Raw genomic sequence first — 15,552 nt, forward strand, 5'->3', positions numbered from 1 at the left:
ATCCTCTCCGCTCTGTTGAACGGCGGAGGCTAACCGACTCGGGCATCAAAGCAAGCCGGGATAGATGTAATAAAGAAGATGTGATGGCAAAAAGGCGGCGGTACTGTGTCTCCGCCGCCTCACCTTTGGCATTTGCCGGCGTTACATGACGACGACTTTGGTGCCGATGTTCACTCGCTCGTAGAGGTCGGTGACATCTTCGTTGCGCATGCGGATGCAGCCGGAAGAGACGGCGCTGCCGATCGACCAGGGGGCGTTGGTGCCGTGGATGCGGTAGAGCGTCGAGCCGAGATACATGGCGCGGGCGCCGAGTGGATTTTCCGGTCCGCCTTCCATGCGCGCCGGCAGGTAATGCCCCTTGGCGGCTTCGCGCTGGATCATTTCGGAAGGCGGCGTCCAGTCCGGCCACTCGGCCTTGCGGGTCACCCGGTGCTCGCCTGCCCATTCGAAGCCCGGCTTGCCGACGCCGACGCCGTAACGCCGCGCCTGGCCATTGCCCGTGACCAGATAGAGGAAACGGTTATTGGTATCGATGATGATGGTGCCGGCCTTTTCCTTGCTGTCGTAGGCGACCGTCTGGGGCAGGAACTGCGGTTCGATCTGGCCGCGGATCGGCTGTGGCCGCATGGCGACCGGCTGCACGGTGGAGCGGTCGAAGATGCCGCGGCGAACCACGGGCTGCTGCTCGCGCTGCTGATAGATGGCGCGCTGCTGGGCGGCCTGGCGAGGATAGACGACCGGGCGACCGTTCGGCCCGGCAAGCTGCATCACCCATGGGGCTGCGAGATCGGGGCTGACGACCACGGGCGGGCGCTCGCGATAGCGGTCCTGGGCAAGAGCGGCGGAACTGGAAAAGGCGGCAGCAAGGCCGAAGGCCAGGAAAAGGGTTTTCTTCATGATCGGATCCACACGTTACAAATCACCGACCGGACGCCCCTCAAACACTTGGATAATTTGGCGTCGGTGTTGACGAACATGGTGACCGCGAGGTGAAAGCGAATGGTAAACGGGTGGAACATTCAAAGCCGGCCGGCCTATAAACCTTTTGGCAGGGTTACCGCCCGGTTTTGAAACATGGTTGACCAATGTTAAAGCCGGCCAAAACCCGTTAATCGCAGGGGTCGAGTCAAAGGGAATCGGGAATGGAAAAGGCGGGCATCATCGTCGGCGAAGACGGCAAGGGGCGTTGCGCCTGGCATGGCGGCCTGGAAGACTACCGGCACTATCACGACGAGGAATGGGGCCGGCCGGTGACCGACGATATCCGCCTGTTCGAGAAGATCTGCCTGGAAGGTTTCCAGTCCGGCCTGTCCTGGCTGACGATCTTGAGGAAGCGCGAGAATTTCCGCACCGCCTTTGCCGGTTTCGATTTCGTCGAGGTCGCGCGGTTCGGCGAGGCGGATATCGCCCGCTGCCTGGCCGATGCCGGCATCATCCGCCATCGCGGCAAGATCGTCTCGACCATCAACAACGCCGCCCGTGCCATCGAACTGCGAGACGAGTTTGGCTCGCTCGCCAAGTTCTTCTGGAGCTTCGAGCCAGGCCCGCATCTGCGTCCGGCCGTGATGGATCTCGCGACGCTGAGGGCTAACCCCACCACGCCCGTGTCCGTACAATTGTCGAAAGTCCTGAAGAAGCGCGGCTGGTCCTTCGTCGGACCGACTACCGTCTACGCCTTCATGCAGGCCATGGGCATGGTCAACGACCATCTCGACGGCTGCTTTTGCCGGCGCGAAGTCGATGAACTCAGGCTGAAGTTCAGGCGCCCGTGATTTCCGACAGCACCGATCCCAGTTCGCCCAGATGTTCGATCTGGCGGAAGCGCGGCGCTGTGGTCGGCGCGTCCACATGTTCCAGAACCCAGGTCAGCGCATGCGGCACGAACACGCCGTAGCTCCCGGCCGCGATCGCCGGCACGATGTCGGATTTCAGCGAATTGCCGACCATCATCGCCCGTTCAGGCCCGTCCGCCACTTTCGAGAAGATGCGGCGATAGGTGGTGGCGTTCTTCTCGCTGACGATCTCGACCGCATCGAAGAAATCGCCGAGGCCCGACTGGGCAAGCTTGCGCTCCTGGTCGAACAGGTCGCCCTTGGTGATCAGCACCAGCAGATATTCGCCGTTCAGAGCTTGAAGCGTCTCTTCCACATGCGGCAGGGTCTCGACCGGATGGCGCAAAAGGTCGCGGCCGATATCGAGGATCTCGCTGATCGTCCTGGTCGGCACCTTGCCGTCGGTGATCTCGATCGCCGTCTCGATCATCGACAGGGTGAAACCTTTGATGCCGAAACCGTAATGGGAAAGATTGCGCTTTTCCGCTTCCAGCAGCCGCTCCGCAATATGCGTGCCTTCGGCGAACTCACCGAGCAGCTTGGCGAAGTGCTCCTCCGTCAGCCGGTAATACTGTTCGTTCTGCCAGAGCGTATCGTCGGCATCGAAGCCGATGGCGGTAATAGGGCGCATGGATCTGCCTCCATCCGCTCATATGGCGAAAAAGGGGGCGCCGGGCAAGATGAAAGCCTGCCCGGCGCGTCTGTAAAGAAATCAACCGCGCCGACATCACAAGGCGATGACATCGTGCACCGCCTGATACTCCTTGCTGAGCTCGCCATAAGGCGCGACCGGCCAGGTCCAAGCCCGTTTCGCCGCCGGCGCCGGCACGCCATAGAACAGGTCGGCCTCTTCCAGCACCTGGCCCGCCCGATCGGTGACGCGATAGGCGGTATCGGTGATCAGAGCCGTTTTGCAGGGCAGTGCGATGAGGCCATCGAGATGCGCCCGGACCAGTCGCTGCAAGATTTCCTCGCGCGCGGACAAGATTTCCTCGCGCGCGGAACTGTTTTCGGCCTCTAGCCGGCGTTTCGAACCCACCCCGATCTGCGACAGGATATTGGCCGAAACGACGAGATCGAGATACGGCACCTGCCGCAGGAACGACAGCGGCTCGGGATCTTTGGCAGCGACCGCATCGTCGAAGCCGGAGAGGTCGCGTGAAATCAGCCGGACATTCGCGAACCGCTTCGCCTTCAGCCGCATCCGCACGCTCGCCAGATGCACGAGATCGACCAGCACCACCGTATCGAATTTTGCCGAAAGATCGTCGATCGGCACGTCGCGCAGCAGGCCCGAACCCAGCACGACGCAGGTCCGCCGCTGCTTCATCCCGGCGACCGTCTCGCGAATGAAGGTCTTGCAGTTCTCCTCATGCGCTGCCCAATCCTTCGCGCACCGCCCGGCCCGCGACCATAGGCTGACGGACGAACGGATGAAGGGACGGAATTGCTTCGGCGTGACCAGCGAGGTCGCGACGTATTGGATGGCTTCGGTGAGCATGGGGCACGGATAGCAGCCGAAGCGATTCTTCACCAGCCGCCGCCCTTGCCGCTCCGGCCTCTATCCTCTAAGAAACCGCACACAAATCCGGCCTCTCCGGGGCCTTTGGCAATGGAATTCCGATCATGAACGACAAGAGCAAGAAGCCCCAGAAACTTAAGGCCCGTCTGCCGCGCGGCTTCGTCGATCGTTCCGCCGCCGATATCCATGCCACCAACGAGATGACCGCGAAGATCCGCGAGGTCTACGAGCGCTACGGTTTCGATCCGGTCGAGACGCCGCTGTTCGAATATACCGATGCGCTCGGAAAATTCCTGCCCGACAGCGACCGCCCGAACGAGGGCGTGTTCTCGCTGCAGGACGATGACGACCAGTGGATGAGCCTGCGCTACGACCTGACGGCGCCACTCGCCCGCCATGTCGCAGAGAATTTCAACGAGATCCAGCTGCCGTTCCGCACCTACCGCGCCGGCTACGTCTTCCGTAACGAAAAGCCAGGCCCGGGCCGTTTCCGCCAGTTCATGCAGTTCGACGCCGATACGGTCGGCGCGCCGGGCGTCCAGGCGGATGCCGAAATGTGCATGATGATGGCGGACACGATGGAAGCCCTCGGCATCAAGCGCGGCGACTACGTGATCCGCGTCAACAACCGCAAGGTTCTGGACGGCGTCATGGAGGCGATCGGGCTTGGCGGCGAGGATAAGGCAGGCCAGCGGCTCAACGTGCTGCGTGCCATCGATAAGCTCGATAAGTTTGGTCCGGAAGGGGTCAGGCTGTTGCTCGGCGCGGGCCGCAAGGATGAATCGGGAGACTTCACCAAGGGCGCGGGCCTCGGTGATGATCAGATTACACGTCTTCTCTCGTCGTATCTTGGTACAAGCTTTCGAAGCGGCTCAGCCGAGACAACGCAGAAAGCGGAAGCTGCAGGCGAAAAGTCCCCGATTGCCAACATTGAGGGAGAAAACACTTTTCCCGATGATGCAATGACGTTCGGATTTTGGCGTCAAGCCACGGAAGGTTCCTCCGTTGGAACCGAAGGTGTAGCCGAACTGGAATTGATGGCTGGGATATGCAGAGCCGCTGGCTACGGTCCAGGTCGGATCTTTTTCGATTCATCCGTCGTCCGTGGTCTCGAATACTACACCGGCCCGGTCTTCGAAGCCGAACTCCTCTTCGACGTCACCAATGAAAAAGGCGAAAAGGTCGTCTTCGGTTCCGTCGGCGGCGGCGGACGATACGACGGCCTCGTGTCGCGCTTCATGGGCCAGCCGGTCCCGGCGACGGGTTTCTCAATCGGCGTTTCCCGCCTGATGACGGCGCTGAAGAACCTCGGCAAGCTCGGCCAGGACCAAGTGATAGCCCCGGTTCTCGTGACCGTGATGGATGGCGATGTCGACAGCATGGGCCGTTACCAGCGTTTTACTCAGGCGCTGCGCAACGAAGGCATCCGTGCCGAAATGTACCAGGGCAACTGGAAGAAATTCGGCAACCAGCTGAAATATGCCGACCGCCGCGGCTGCCCGATCGCCATCATCCAGGGCGGCGACGAGCGGGCGCAGGGCGTCGTGCAGCTGAAGGACCTGATCGAAGGCAAGCGCCTCTCCGGCGAGATCGAGGACAATGCGAGCTGGCGCGAGGCGCGTGTAGCGCAGGAAACCGTTCCGGAGGCGGATCTGGTGGCCAAGGTGAAGGAGATTCTGGCCGCGCAGGCGGAGGATCGGAAAAGGGCGGGCAATGCGTAGTCGTAGACCCTTCCCCAACCCCTCCCCACAAGGGGGAGGGGCTTCGCGCCGCGCTGGCCTGCCCAAATCAGCCCGCCCACATTCGGTGACGTCGGTGATCGCGCTCTTCGAGTGTCGCGGGTTAGTCCCTCCCCCTTGTGGGGAGGGGTTGGGGAGGGGACTTGTCTCCGGAGCGATCCCATGCCCCTGATCGACATGCCCGATTTCTCTACCGACCTCCTCGCCGAATTCGCCGCTCGCCGCACCGAGCGGGTCAACACGCCGGTCATCCAGCCGGCCGAACCCTTCCTCGACATGGCCGGCGAGGATCTGCGCCGCCGCATTTTCCTCACCGAAAGCGAGACCGGCGCCAATCTTTGCCTGCGCCCGGAATTCACCATTCCGGTCTGCCTGCGCCACATCGAAACCGCCACCGGCACCCCAAAACGGTATTCCTATCTCGGCGAAGTTTTCCGCCAGCGCCGCGAGGGTTCCCATGAATTCTACCAGGCCGGCATCGAGGATCTCGGGAATAAGGATATCGCCAGTTCCGACGCCCGCGCCATCGGCGATGCGACCGGCATCCTGAAAGCGCTGCTGCCCGGCCGCAAGCTCGCGCTCACGCTTGGCGACCAGGCGGTGTTCGAGGCGGTCGTCAAGGCGCTCGGCCTGCCGTTCGGCTGGCAGCGGCGGCTGATCCACGCGTTCGGCGACATGGCCCATCTCGAAGCGCTGCTGGAACGGCTCGCCCGGCCGCAGCCGGTCACCGGCCTCGATCCGCAGATCGCCGAACTGATTGCTTCGGACAACGAGACGGATCTCGTCGCCCGCATCGACCGCACCATGCAGGAAACCGGCTATTCCACCAATGCCAGCCGTTCGCCGACCGAGATCGCGAGAAGGCTCAAGGAAAAGCTGGAACTGGCCGAAACCCGGCTGGACGGCACCGCGCTGCTGCTGCTGCGCGAGTTCCTGACACTGCAATTGCCGCTTGCCGAAGCGCCCGCCGCTCTGGCCGGCTTTGCCGATGCCGCCGGCCTGAAGCTCGGCGCGGCGGTTTCCCGCTTCGATGCCCGGCTGGCGGCGCTCGCCAATGCCGGCGCCGATCTCTCGGCCATGACCTACCGCGCCGCCTTCGGCCGTCCGCTCGACTATTATACCGGCCTCGTCTTCGAAGTGACCGAGGCGGGGTCGTCTGCGGTGCTCGCCGGCGGCGGCCGTTTCGACCGGCTGCTGACCCTGCTCGGCGCCAGGGAACATATCCCGGCGGTCGGTTTCTCGCTCTGGCTCGACCGCATCGAAGCTGCGAGGGCATCCAGATGAGCACGATCACCATTGCTCTGCCCTCCAAGGGCCGTATCAAGGAAGATACCGCCGAGGTTTTCGAGCGCGCCGGGCTTGCCATTTCCGCCGTCGGCAACGACCGCTCCTATCGAGGCCGCATCGAGGGAATGGAAGGCGTCGAGATCGCCTATCTCTCGGCCTCCGAGATTGCCCGCGAGCTTGCCAGCGGCGCCGTCGATTTTGGCGTCACCGGTGAAGATCTGGTGCGCGAAGGCATGGCTGGCGCTGACGGCCGCGTCGAATTCTGCGCCCGCCTCGGCTTCGGCCAGGCGGATGTGGTCGTCGCCGTGCCGGAAATCTGGCTCGACGTCGAGACCATGGCCGACCTTGGCGACGTGGCGGCGGATTTCCGTGCCCGTCATGGCCGCCGGCTGGCCATCGCCACCAAATACTGGCGGCTCACCCAGCAGTTCTTTTCGAGCCAGCACGGCATCCAGCTCTACCGCATCGTCGAAAGCCTCGGCGCCACCGAGGGAGCGCCGGCCGCCGGCCAGGCGGATATCATCGTCGATATCACCTCGACGGGATCGACGCTCAGGGCCAACCACCTGAAGATCCTGTCGGATGGCGTGATCCTGAAGTCGGAAGCCTGCCTGGTCAGGGCCCGCAAGCCGGCTCACGAAGAGGATCCGCGGATCGCCAGGATCGTGGAGGCAGTCCGCGCCGCGCTCTGAGTTTTGAAGAGGAGGAAGCACGATGCACGTGACCGGTCGATGCCATTGCGGCTATGTGACCTATGAGGCGGAACTCGATCCGAAACGGATCAGTATCTGCCATTGCACCGATTGCCAGACGCTGAGCGGCTCGCCGTTTCGTGTCACCGCCGTCGTCCCGGAAAGCGATCTGAAGCTTACCGGGCACGAACCAAAGCTCTATCGCAAGGTGGCCGAGAGCGGCCGCGTCCGCCAGCAGTATTTCTGCCCCGAATGCGGCTCGCCGCTTTTCGTCAATGGCGAAGGTGAGGCGGCCAGGATCTGGGGCATCCGCTGGGGCAGTATCGACCAGAGGGCGGAGTTGAAGCCGCAGCGCCAGATCTGGTGTCGCTCGGCCGTTTCCTGGCTGCCCGAAATGAGCGAACTGCCGACCGTTCAGACCGATTGAGATCAAAAAAATACCCGCCGGACTTTTCATCCGGCGGGCAGTCTTGGGCAGGGAATTTCGAAAGCTTAGGCAGCGATTGCGACAGAACCGCGGCGGGCATCGACAGAAAATGCACCGGCGCCGACGGCGGCAAGAGCCAGGAAGCCACCGGCAATCGTCAGGTTCTTCATCATCATCAGGCTGTTAAAGAGCGTCAGCAGACCGTTGGCGGCCTCCGGGAAGTTCGGGACGTTGATGGCGCCGGAATGGAAGACGAACGCGGTGAAGGCCGAGAAGAGAGCCAGCAGCAGCGCTGCGATGCGCGTCTGGAAGCCGGTCAGCACGGCAAGGCCGGTGACCAGTTCGAACAGGCCTGCGACATAGGCGAGCAGCATGCCAGCCGGAAGGCCGGCACCGGTGATCATGCCGGCGGTGCCGGCGGGATCGATCAGCTTCTGGAAACCGGACATGACGAACATGCCGGACAGGAGGACGCGGCCGACGAGAAGCAGGGTATTGGTAGCGGTGGTGGACATTTCAAATCTCCGGATCAGTGTCTCTGGTTGGACACGCGGGTTAAATTCTCTGGGACCTATGTGCATCATTTTATCCGTATCCGGAAGATGAACGATGATTGACGGTTTGTTCGATAAAAGGAGACAATCCTTCGCGCGGCCGATGCTCGCCGCCTCCTGCTCCAGACGGCAGAGAACTCCACGGATGCTCCTCTTTGCTGAACGCAACCTTCAGCGAAGGTTCATCGTTTCCCCATCATGATGCGAGCATTGCCGATGAAAGGAGCCCCTCATGAAGAAGATCATCATCACCGCGCTCGCCCTCCTGGTCGCGTCCGCCGTGCCGAGCCTTGCCCAGACCTACCGCAGCGAGGCGCGGGAAAACCGCCAGGAATACCGCATCTATCGCGGCACGGCCCGGGGTGAACTGACACCGCGCGAATTGCGCAACCTCGCCCGCCAGCAACATCGCATCGACAGGGCGCAGTCCCGTGCCGGCCGTGATGGCTACATCTCCTATAGGGAGCGTCAGCGGATCGAGCGCATGCAGGACCGCGCTTCGCGCAACATCTACCGCAAGAGCAATAATGGCCGCGATATCTACTGATTACGGCTATAGAGCCTGGGTCACGGGGCGGCTTTCGGGCCGCCCTTCGCATGTAAAGGAGAAAGACCTGAAACGCCGATTGCATCGGCATTTCCGCTGCTCGCCACAAATCTTGACGGGACGGCGGATCAGCTCTCCTCGATCCGGCGCGCGTCTTCCGGTAGGACCGAAAGTTCGCGCCAGTCGATCTCCTCGAGCAGCAGATTGTATTCGTCGACATTGACCTTGTGCACCGAGCGAAGCTTTTCCAACTCTTCCCGCTGCGCGGCAATCGCCGTCAGGGCCAGCCGCCGGTAGGTCTCGAGCGCGTTGGCATCCTCGATACGGGAGGCGGCCAGCTGCTCGATGCGGAACTTGGAGCGCAGCAGTTCCGCCTCCGTCTCGGTCGCGCCGTCGAGCCTGGAAAGGCCGGCGAGGGCGATCTTGCCGCGCAGGACGGCGAGTTCGCCATGCCCCTCGGCACGGCGGTCGAGGCCGAGCCAGCGGATGATCGGCGTGAGCGTCAGCCCCTGGACGACGAGGGTCGCAAGAACCACCGAAAAAGCGGTCAGCACCACCACGTCGCGCTGCGGAAAGTCCATCGGCAGGGCAAAGGCGGTCGCAAGCGTCACCAGCCCGCGCATGCCGCACCAGCCGGCCAGCAGCGCCTGCGTCGTCGTCGCGGGTTCCGGCCTGCCGCGGCTGCGCTCGTGCCAGGCGGTGAGGCGATTGTATCCGACGCAGACGATAAAGCGGACCACGACGACGATCACGATGGTGATCAGCGAAAACTGCGCGGCATCCCAAAGGTGATCCGCCGGCATCCCGCCGACGATATCGCGAACCTGCATGCCCATCAGCAGGAAGGCCATGACGTTGAGCACGAACACGACCGCGGTCCAGACCGCATAGGATTGCACCCGCATGCGGGCCGAGGAGCGCGCTTCGCTGCTTCTCGCAAGCGTCATCGCGAAGGCGACGATGGCGAGCACCGCCGACAGGCCGAGGCGTTCTGCGACGATCCACAGAAGAAAGGTCTGGACGAACTGCAGGAGGATGCCGCCGAGCGTGCCGGCAACGAAGCGCGTGAGGTGCCGGACCACCCAGGCGGCAAGGACGCCGAGCAGGATGCCACCCGGGACCGCGACGGAAAGATGCAACGCGACGCCCGTATCGAGGCTGCCGGCCGATTGCACCGAAAGCGCCGCATCGAATATCAGCAGCGCCGCTGCGTCGTTGAACAGGCTCTCGCCCCGAAGGACCGTATCGGTGGTGCGCGGGATCGACATCGACGACAGCACCGCCGTCGCCGCTGCGGCATCCGGGGGAGCGACGATCGCACCGAGCACCAGCGCCGCTGCAATCGGCAATCCGGCAAAAGCCCATCCCGCAAAGGCGACGACGGCCGCCGTCGCACATACGCCGCCGATCGCAAAGACAAGCAGCGGAACCCAGAACCTGCGGGCCGTCCCGAGCGGAAAATCGAACGCGGCATCGAGCAGCGCCGGCGCGATGAACAGCGCGAGCGCGGTGTGCGGATCGAGCGAGATATAGGGCATGCCCGGCACCAGCGCGACCGCAGCACCCGCCAGCGCCAGCATCGACGGATAGGGCACGGAAAGCCGGCGCGAGATCTGCAGAAGCACGATCGCGACAAGCAGCAGGACGAGCAGGCTCTCGAAGAAACTCATGGCCCGACTGTAATTGCGGTCTGCGTCTTTGTCAGCCGGGCTCCATCCCGCAGACAAACAAAAAGGGCGATCCGAAGACCGCCCTTTTCTCAACTGAACCGGTTGGCTCAGATGTGAAGACCCGGAGGTCTTACATCATGTCCATGCCGCCCATTCCGCCCATGCCGCCAGGCATGCCGCCGCCGGCCGATTCCTTCTTCGGAAGTTCGGCAATCATGGCTTCGGTGGTGATCAGCAGCGAAGCAACCGAAGCTGCGTTCTGCAGAGCCGTGCGAACGACCTTGAGCGGATCGACGATGCCCATGACGATCATGTCGCCATATTCAGACGTCTGGGCGTTGTAGCCGTAGTTGTCTTCGTTCTTTTCGAGGATCTTGCCGACCACGATCGAAGCTTCGTCACCAGCGTTTTCAGCGATCTGGCGAACCAGCGACTGCAGAGCGCGGCGAACGATGTTGATGCCGGCTTCCTGGTCGTCGTTGGCACCCTTTGCGGTGATCTTGACGGAGGAACGCAGCAGGGCAACGCCGCCGCCCGGTACGATGCCTTCCTGAACGGCAGCGCGCGTCGCGTTGAGGGCGTCGTCGATGCGGTCCTTCTTTTCCTTGACTTCGACTTCCGTCGAGCCGCCGACGCGGATCACGGCAACGCCGCCGGCCAGCTTGGCCAGACGTTCCTGCAGCTTTTCGCGGTCGTAGTCCGAAGTGGTTTCTTCGATCTGAGCCTTGATCTGACCAACGCGGCCTTCGATGTCGGCCTTCGAGCCGGCGCCGTCGACGATCGTGGTGTTTTCCTTGGAGATCGAGACCTTCTTGGTGCGGCCGAGCATGTCGAGCGTGACATTTTCGAGCTTGATGCCGAGGTCTTCGGAGATGACAGTGCCGCCCGTCAGGATGGCGATGTCTTCGAGCATGGCCTTGCGGCGGTCGCCGAAGCCCGGAGCCTTGACAGCAGCGATCTTGAGGCCGCCACGCAGCTTGTTGACGACGAGCGTTGCAAGAGCTTCGCCTTCGACGTCTTCAGCGATGATCAGGAGCGGCTTGCCGGTCTGGACGACGGCTTCGAGAACCGGGAGCATCGCCTGCAGGTTCGAGAGCTTCTTCTCGTGGAGGAGAATGAAAGCGTCGTCGAGGTCGGCGACCATCTTTTCCGGGTTGGTGACGAAGTAGGGCGACAGGTAGCCGCGGTCGAACTGCATGCCTTCGACGACTTCGAGTTCGGTTTCGGCGGTCTTGGCTTCTTCAACCGTGATGACGCCTTCGTTGCCGACCTTCTGCATGGCTTCAGCAATGTCGAGACCGACCTGCTTGTCGCCGTTTGCCGAGATCGTGCCGACCTGTGCGACTTCTTCCGAAGTCGAGATCTTCTTGGCCTTGGCCTGGAGATCCTTGACGACGTCTGCAACGGCGAGATCGATGCCGCGCTTCAGGTCCATCGGGTTCATGCCGGCTGCAACGGCCTTGTTGCCTTCGCGAACGATTGCCTGGGCAAGAACGGTAGCAGTCGTGGTGCCGTCGCCGGCGATGTCGTTGGTCTTCGAAGCAACTTCGCGGACCATCTGGGCGCCCATGTTTTCGAACTTGTCTTCAAGTTCGATTTCCTTGGCGACGGATACGCCGTCCTTGGTGATGCGCGGAGCGCCGAAGGACTTGTCGATGATGACGTTACGGCCCTTCGGGCCGAGCGTTACCTTGACTGCGTCAGCGAGAATGTCGACGCCGCGCAGCATCTTTTCGCGCGCGGTGCGGCCGAACTTGATTTCTTTGGCTGCCATTTTGATAACTCCTGAAAAGGGGTGTCAGCGATTTTGGAGGAAGAGCAAACGGCCGGAAATCAGCCGATGATGCCCATGATGTCGGATTCCTTCATGATCAGAAGGTCTTCGCCATCGAGCTTGACTTCGGTGCCCGACCACTTGCCGAACAGGACGCGATCGCCAGCCTTGACGTCGAGAGCGGTGATGTTGCCCTTGTCGTCGCGGGTGCCGGTGCCGACGGCGACGATTTCGCCTTCCTGCGGCTTTTCCTTGGCGGTATCAGGAATGATGATGCCGCCCTTGGTCTTGGCTTCGGATTCGACGCGACGAACGACGACGCGGTCATGAAGGGGGCGGAAATTGGTGCTTGCCATTGTCTAATCCCTCGATCAAATGACATGGACGGGTGAAACCCGTATCTCGGTGCTGTTAGCACTCCCGGTTGGAGAGTGCCAGCCGCGTCGAGATAAGGGCGGCCGGCGAATGAGTCAAGAACGGCCGTAAAATTTTCGAGACGGCCCGGAACCTCATACGAAATACGCTTAACGATACGGATGCTGCGCAACGCCTGTTGCCCGGCGGAACTGACGACCGTCTTCGGCCACTTCGGGGTGTTCGCTTTCGGCCACCCCTTCGCGCCGGTCGGCATGTTGCACGGGACTTTGGTGGAAGAATGGCGCCGACGCGGCTGCGATCCAGGGACTGGCGCGAAGAGTTGCCCTTGCGGACGTCGCCGATGCGGTCGCGGCTTTTCTCCCGAATATCTCTTGTAATCCTGAACCGGGTTTGTCATGTGACCCGGGACTTGCGAGACGGGAAGGTTACATGGCAAAGCGCATCGGCAATCTTAGCGAAGTGATCGGCGACTACGACGTGGTCCTTTCCGACGTCTGGGGTGTGGTTCACAACGGTGTCGAGGCTTTCCAGCATTCCTGCAAGGCGCTCGCCGCGGCCCGCGAAGCCGGCGCCACGGTCGTGCTGATCACCAATTCGCCGCGCACGGCTCCAGGCGTCATCGAGCAGATGCGCGCGCTCGGCGTGCCCGACGGCACCTATGACCGGATCGTCACATCCGGCGACGTCACTCAGCACCTGATCGTCGACGGCCCGAAAAAGGTTTTTCTGATCGGCCCCGACCGCGATCTCAACCTGTTCGACGGGCTCGGAGTCGAGGTGGTCTCAGCCGACGAAGCAGAATGCATCGTCTGCACCGGTTTCTTCGACGACGAGAAGGAAGTCCCGGAAGATTATACCGACATGCTGGCGGCGTTTGCCAAGCGCGACGTTCCCTTCATCTGCGCCAACCCGGATCTCGTCGTCGAGCGCGGCCACAAGATCATCCCCTGCGCCGGCGCGGTCGCCGCCTATTACGAAGAGTTCGGCGGCAAGACCCGCGTTGCCGGCAAGCCGCACCGCCCGATCTACGAGGCGACGATCGAGGCTGCCCGCGAAGTGCGCGGCGATTTTCCGATGAGCCGGGTGCTGGCGATCGGCGACGGCATGCCGACCGACGTGCGCGGCGCGCTCGCATACGGCCTCGACCTGCTTTATATCAGCGCGGGCATCCATGTCGCGGAATACACCGTCAACGGCCAGACCGACGAGGCGATCCTCAACGCCTGGCTGAAGCGGGAAAACGCCGCGCCGAAATACTGGATGCCGCGCCTCGCATAGCCCCTGGGCCTGAATTCGGCCTGAACCGGAACCGCCGCATGACTGTCTTCCACCGCAACGAGAAGAAGGAACCGCTGCCCGAGGAACTGAAGGGCGGCGTCATCGCCATCGGCAATTTCGACGGCGTGCATCGCGGCCATCGCAGCGTGCTGGAGCGCGCGCTGGCACTTGCGGAACAGCAGGGCGTACCCGCCCTGGTGCTGACCTTCGAGCCGCATCCGCGCTCCGTTTTCCGCCCGGAGGAACCGGTCTTCCGCCTGACCCCGGCACCGCTCAAGGCTCGCCTGCTGGAAGCCATGGGTTTCCGCTCGGTGATCGAATATCCCTTCACCCGCGAGTTCGCGACCCGTTCGGCGGAAGAATTCATCCAGACCATTCTCGTGGATTGGCTGGCAGCCAGCGCCGTCGTCACCGGCTTCGACTTTCATTTCGGCAAGGACAGGAAAGGCGGCCCGGCCTTCCTGATGGCATCGGGCGCCAAGCACGGTTTCAACGTGCAGCTGGTCGATGCCTTCCGTGACGAAAATGCCGAGGTGATCTCCTCCAGCCGTATCCGCGACCTGCTGGCGGAGGGCGATGTCTCCGCCGCAGCCGGCCTGCTCGGTTATCGCTATACGGTCGAGGCGGAGGTGATCGGCGGCGAAAAGCTCGGCCGCCAGCTCGGTTTCCCAACCGCCAACATGCAGCTGCCGCCGGAGGCCGAATTGAAGGCCGGCATCTACGCCGTGCGCTTCCGTCGTCCCGACGGCACGCTTTTCGACGGCGTCGCCAGCTACGGCCGCCGCCCGACTGTGACCGAAAACGGTGCGCCCCTGCTCGAAACCTACCTCTTCGATTTCTCCGGCAACCTCTACGGCGAAACCTGTTCCGTCTCCTTCTTCGGCCACCTGCGCGACGAACTGAAGTTCGACGGGCTGGATGCACTAGTGGCGCAGATCAAGCGCGACGAGGAAGAGGCGCGGGGGTTGCTTTCCGGCGTCAGGCCGCTTGGCGAGGTGGACGCCAAGATCGCGTTTTGAGGCCTTAGCGGCGGCTCAGCGGAAACCGCTCGGGGTCGTCCTGCCAAGGATCGAAGATTGCCGCGCCCGACGCGCGAGTGTCTTTCACGTTGCGGGTGGCGAGATAGAGATTATGCTCGATTGCCGTCGCGGCAAACAGCGTATCGATCACCGGTGGCGCATGGCTGGTCGCCTGCTTCACCCTCCCGGATATAGCGCCCCACCGCCTGACGATCGCGTCGCTGACGGAAAGGGTCCGCCCGGCAAATCTGTCCTCGAGCGCATCACGGGCTGCGGCATAACGATAGCGATTTTCGTCATCCGCTGGCAGGTTCTCGATGCCCTTGTCGTATTCCGCCAGGGTCAGGATGCTGATGAAGAAACGGTCTTCATCCTGTCCGGCAGCCCACCGTTTGACGGAGGGTGCTCCGTTCGGATTGATCAGCGCGGCGACGACATTGGTATCCAGCAGCCAGCCGATCACAGGTCGATATCCCGGCCGCGATCCGCTTCCCGCTCCAGCTCCAGCGTGTCCAGCCCCAGGCCTTCCATGAATTCCACGAAGGATTTCTTAGGTGCGGCCCTCGTCAGCCTCTCCAGCTCCTCCGTGCTGATCACGACGACGCTGTCGCGACCCCGCACGGTCACGCGCTGGGGGCCTTCGCTATGCGCGCGCCTCACCACTTCGCTGAAGCGTGCCTTGGCATCCTCCAGCTTCCAGCTATTGTCGTGAGCGGTGGGCTTGCCCGGCATGAAACCTCCGACTGGTCAGCTAGTCAGATATAGTCTCCGCGAGTTTGAAAGTCTAGGATGGCATCTTGGTTTTGCCCCTTCCTTTCCGCCGCAAAAACCCT

At 62.6% G+C, this 15,552-nt stretch carries 17 protein-coding genes; 8 read left to right on the forward strand and 9 right to left on the reverse strand.

The window, feature by feature from the left end; translation table 11 throughout:
- Nucleotides 1–141 precede the first annotated feature (141 nt).
- Nucleotides 142–897: a L,D-transpeptidase gene (locus LZK81_RS04365; protein WP_418936467.1), complete on the reverse strand. Its 756-nt coding sequence runs from the start codon at nt 895–897 to the stop codon at nt 142–144.
- 245 nt (nt 898–1,142) lie between these two features.
- On the opposite strand from LZK81_RS04365, the gene LZK81_RS04370 reads away from it, so the two are divergent.
- On the forward strand, nt 1,143–1,772 hold the full coding sequence (locus LZK81_RS04370; protein WP_233955299.1) for a DNA-3-methyladenine glycosylase I: 630 nt from the start codon (nt 1,143–1,145) through the stop codon (nt 1,770–1,772).
- Here LZK81_RS04370 and LZK81_RS04375 read toward each other — a convergent pair.
- Nucleotides 1,759–2,463: an HAD family hydrolase gene (locus tag LZK81_RS04375; protein WP_233955300.1), complete on the reverse strand. Its 705-nt coding sequence runs from the start codon at nt 2,461–2,463 to the stop codon at nt 1,759–1,761. The genes LZK81_RS04370 and LZK81_RS04375 overlap by 14 nt on opposite strands.
- A gap of 96 nt (nt 2,464–2,559) precedes the next feature.
- Complete coding sequence (locus LZK81_RS04380) at nt 2,560–3,333, reverse strand: hypothetical protein (protein ID WP_233956467.1); 774 nt, start codon at nt 3,331–3,333, stop codon at nt 2,560–2,562.
- A 125-nt stretch (nt 3,334–3,458) separates the two neighbouring features.
- On the opposite strand from LZK81_RS04380, the gene hisS reads away from it, so the two are divergent.
- The 4 genes from hisS (at nt 3,459) to LZK81_RS04400 (ending at nt 7,499) form a co-directional block, all read left to right on the forward strand.
- Entirely contained in the window at nt 3,459–5,075 is a 1,617-nt protein-coding gene (gene hisS / locus LZK81_RS04385) for a histidine--tRNA ligase (RefSeq protein WP_233955301.1), read from the forward strand.
- Nucleotides 5,076–5,255: 180 nt separating this feature from the next.
- Nucleotides 5,256–6,377 (forward strand): ATP phosphoribosyltransferase regulatory subunit, encoded by a 1,122-nt coding sequence (locus tag LZK81_RS04390; protein ID WP_233955303.1) that lies wholly within the window; start codon nt 5,256–5,258, stop codon nt 6,375–6,377.
- Nucleotides 6,374–7,072: an ATP phosphoribosyltransferase gene (gene hisG, locus LZK81_RS04395; RefSeq protein WP_233955305.1), complete on the forward strand. Its 699-nt coding sequence runs from the start codon at nt 6,374–6,376 to the stop codon at nt 7,070–7,072. Before LZK81_RS04390 ends, hisG begins: the two co-directional genes overlap by 4 nt.
- 22 nt (nt 7,073–7,094) lie before the next feature.
- Nucleotides 7,095–7,499, forward strand: coding sequence for a GFA family protein (locus LZK81_RS04400; RefSeq protein WP_037085509.1), 405 nt, complete (start codon nt 7,095–7,097; stop codon nt 7,497–7,499).
- Between the two features lie 65 nt (nt 7,500–7,564).
- Here the strand turns inward: LZK81_RS04400 and LZK81_RS04405 are convergent, their stop codons facing one another.
- Nucleotides 7,565–8,014 (reverse strand): DoxX family protein, encoded by a 450-nt coding sequence (locus tag LZK81_RS04405; RefSeq protein ID WP_046603359.1) that lies wholly within the window; start codon nt 8,012–8,014, stop codon nt 7,565–7,567.
- 271 nt (nt 8,015–8,285) lie between these two features.
- On the opposite strand from LZK81_RS04405, the gene LZK81_RS04410 reads away from it, so the two are divergent.
- Nucleotides 8,286–8,600: a hypothetical protein gene (locus tag LZK81_RS04410; protein WP_052758986.1), complete on the forward strand. Its 315-nt coding sequence runs from the start codon at nt 8,286–8,288 to the stop codon at nt 8,598–8,600.
- Between the two features lie 128 nt (nt 8,601–8,728).
- On the opposite strand, the gene LZK81_RS04415 is transcribed toward LZK81_RS04410, so the two are convergent.
- From LZK81_RS04415 to groES, 3 genes are all read right to left on the reverse strand, one after another.
- A complete protein-coding gene (locus LZK81_RS04415; RefSeq protein ID WP_233955306.1) occupies nt 8,729–10,270 on the reverse strand; it encodes a cation:proton antiporter in 1,542 nt (513 codons plus the stop codon).
- A 130-nt stretch (nt 10,271–10,400) separates the two neighbouring features.
- Nucleotides 10,401–12,044, reverse strand: a complete 1,644-nt coding sequence (gene groL, locus LZK81_RS04420; RefSeq protein WP_046603363.1) for a chaperonin GroEL — start codon at nt 12,042–12,044, stop codon at nt 10,401–10,403.
- Between the two features lie 59 nt (nt 12,045–12,103).
- Entirely contained in the window at nt 12,104–12,400 is a 297-nt protein-coding gene (gene groES, locus LZK81_RS04425; protein WP_007752582.1) for a co-chaperone GroES, read from the reverse strand.
- Between the two features lie 451 nt (nt 12,401–12,851).
- Here groES and LZK81_RS04430 point away from each other — a divergent pair, with 451 nt between their 5' ends.
- Nucleotides 12,852–13,700, forward strand: coding sequence for a TIGR01459 family HAD-type hydrolase (locus tag LZK81_RS04430; RefSeq protein WP_233955307.1), 849 nt, complete (start codon nt 12,852–12,854; stop codon nt 13,698–13,700).
- A gap of 38 nt (nt 13,701–13,738) precedes the next feature.
- Nucleotides 13,739–14,719, forward strand: a complete 981-nt coding sequence (locus LZK81_RS04435) for a bifunctional riboflavin kinase/FAD synthetase (RefSeq protein WP_233955308.1) — start codon at nt 13,739–13,741, stop codon at nt 14,717–14,719.
- Nucleotides 14,720–14,723: 4 nt separating this feature from the next.
- Here LZK81_RS04435 and LZK81_RS04440 read toward each other — a convergent pair whose 3' ends face one another.
- On the reverse strand, nt 14,724–15,182 hold the full coding sequence (locus tag LZK81_RS04440; RefSeq protein ID WP_046625004.1) for a type II toxin-antitoxin system VapC family toxin: 459 nt from the start codon (nt 15,180–15,182) through the stop codon (nt 14,724–14,726).
- Nucleotides 15,179–15,451, reverse strand: coding sequence for a type II toxin-antitoxin system Phd/YefM family antitoxin (locus LZK81_RS04445; RefSeq protein ID WP_233955309.1), 273 nt, complete (start codon nt 15,449–15,451; stop codon nt 15,179–15,181). The genes LZK81_RS04440 and LZK81_RS04445 overlap by 4 nt, the downstream gene beginning before the upstream one ends.
- Between the last annotated feature and the right edge of the window lie 101 nt (nt 15,452–15,552).

Origin of the sequence: Neorhizobium galegae (assembly GCF_021391675.1) — a bacterium.
Classification (GTDB): Bacteria; Pseudomonadota; Alphaproteobacteria; order Rhizobiales; family Rhizobiaceae; genus Neorhizobium; species Neorhizobium galegae_B.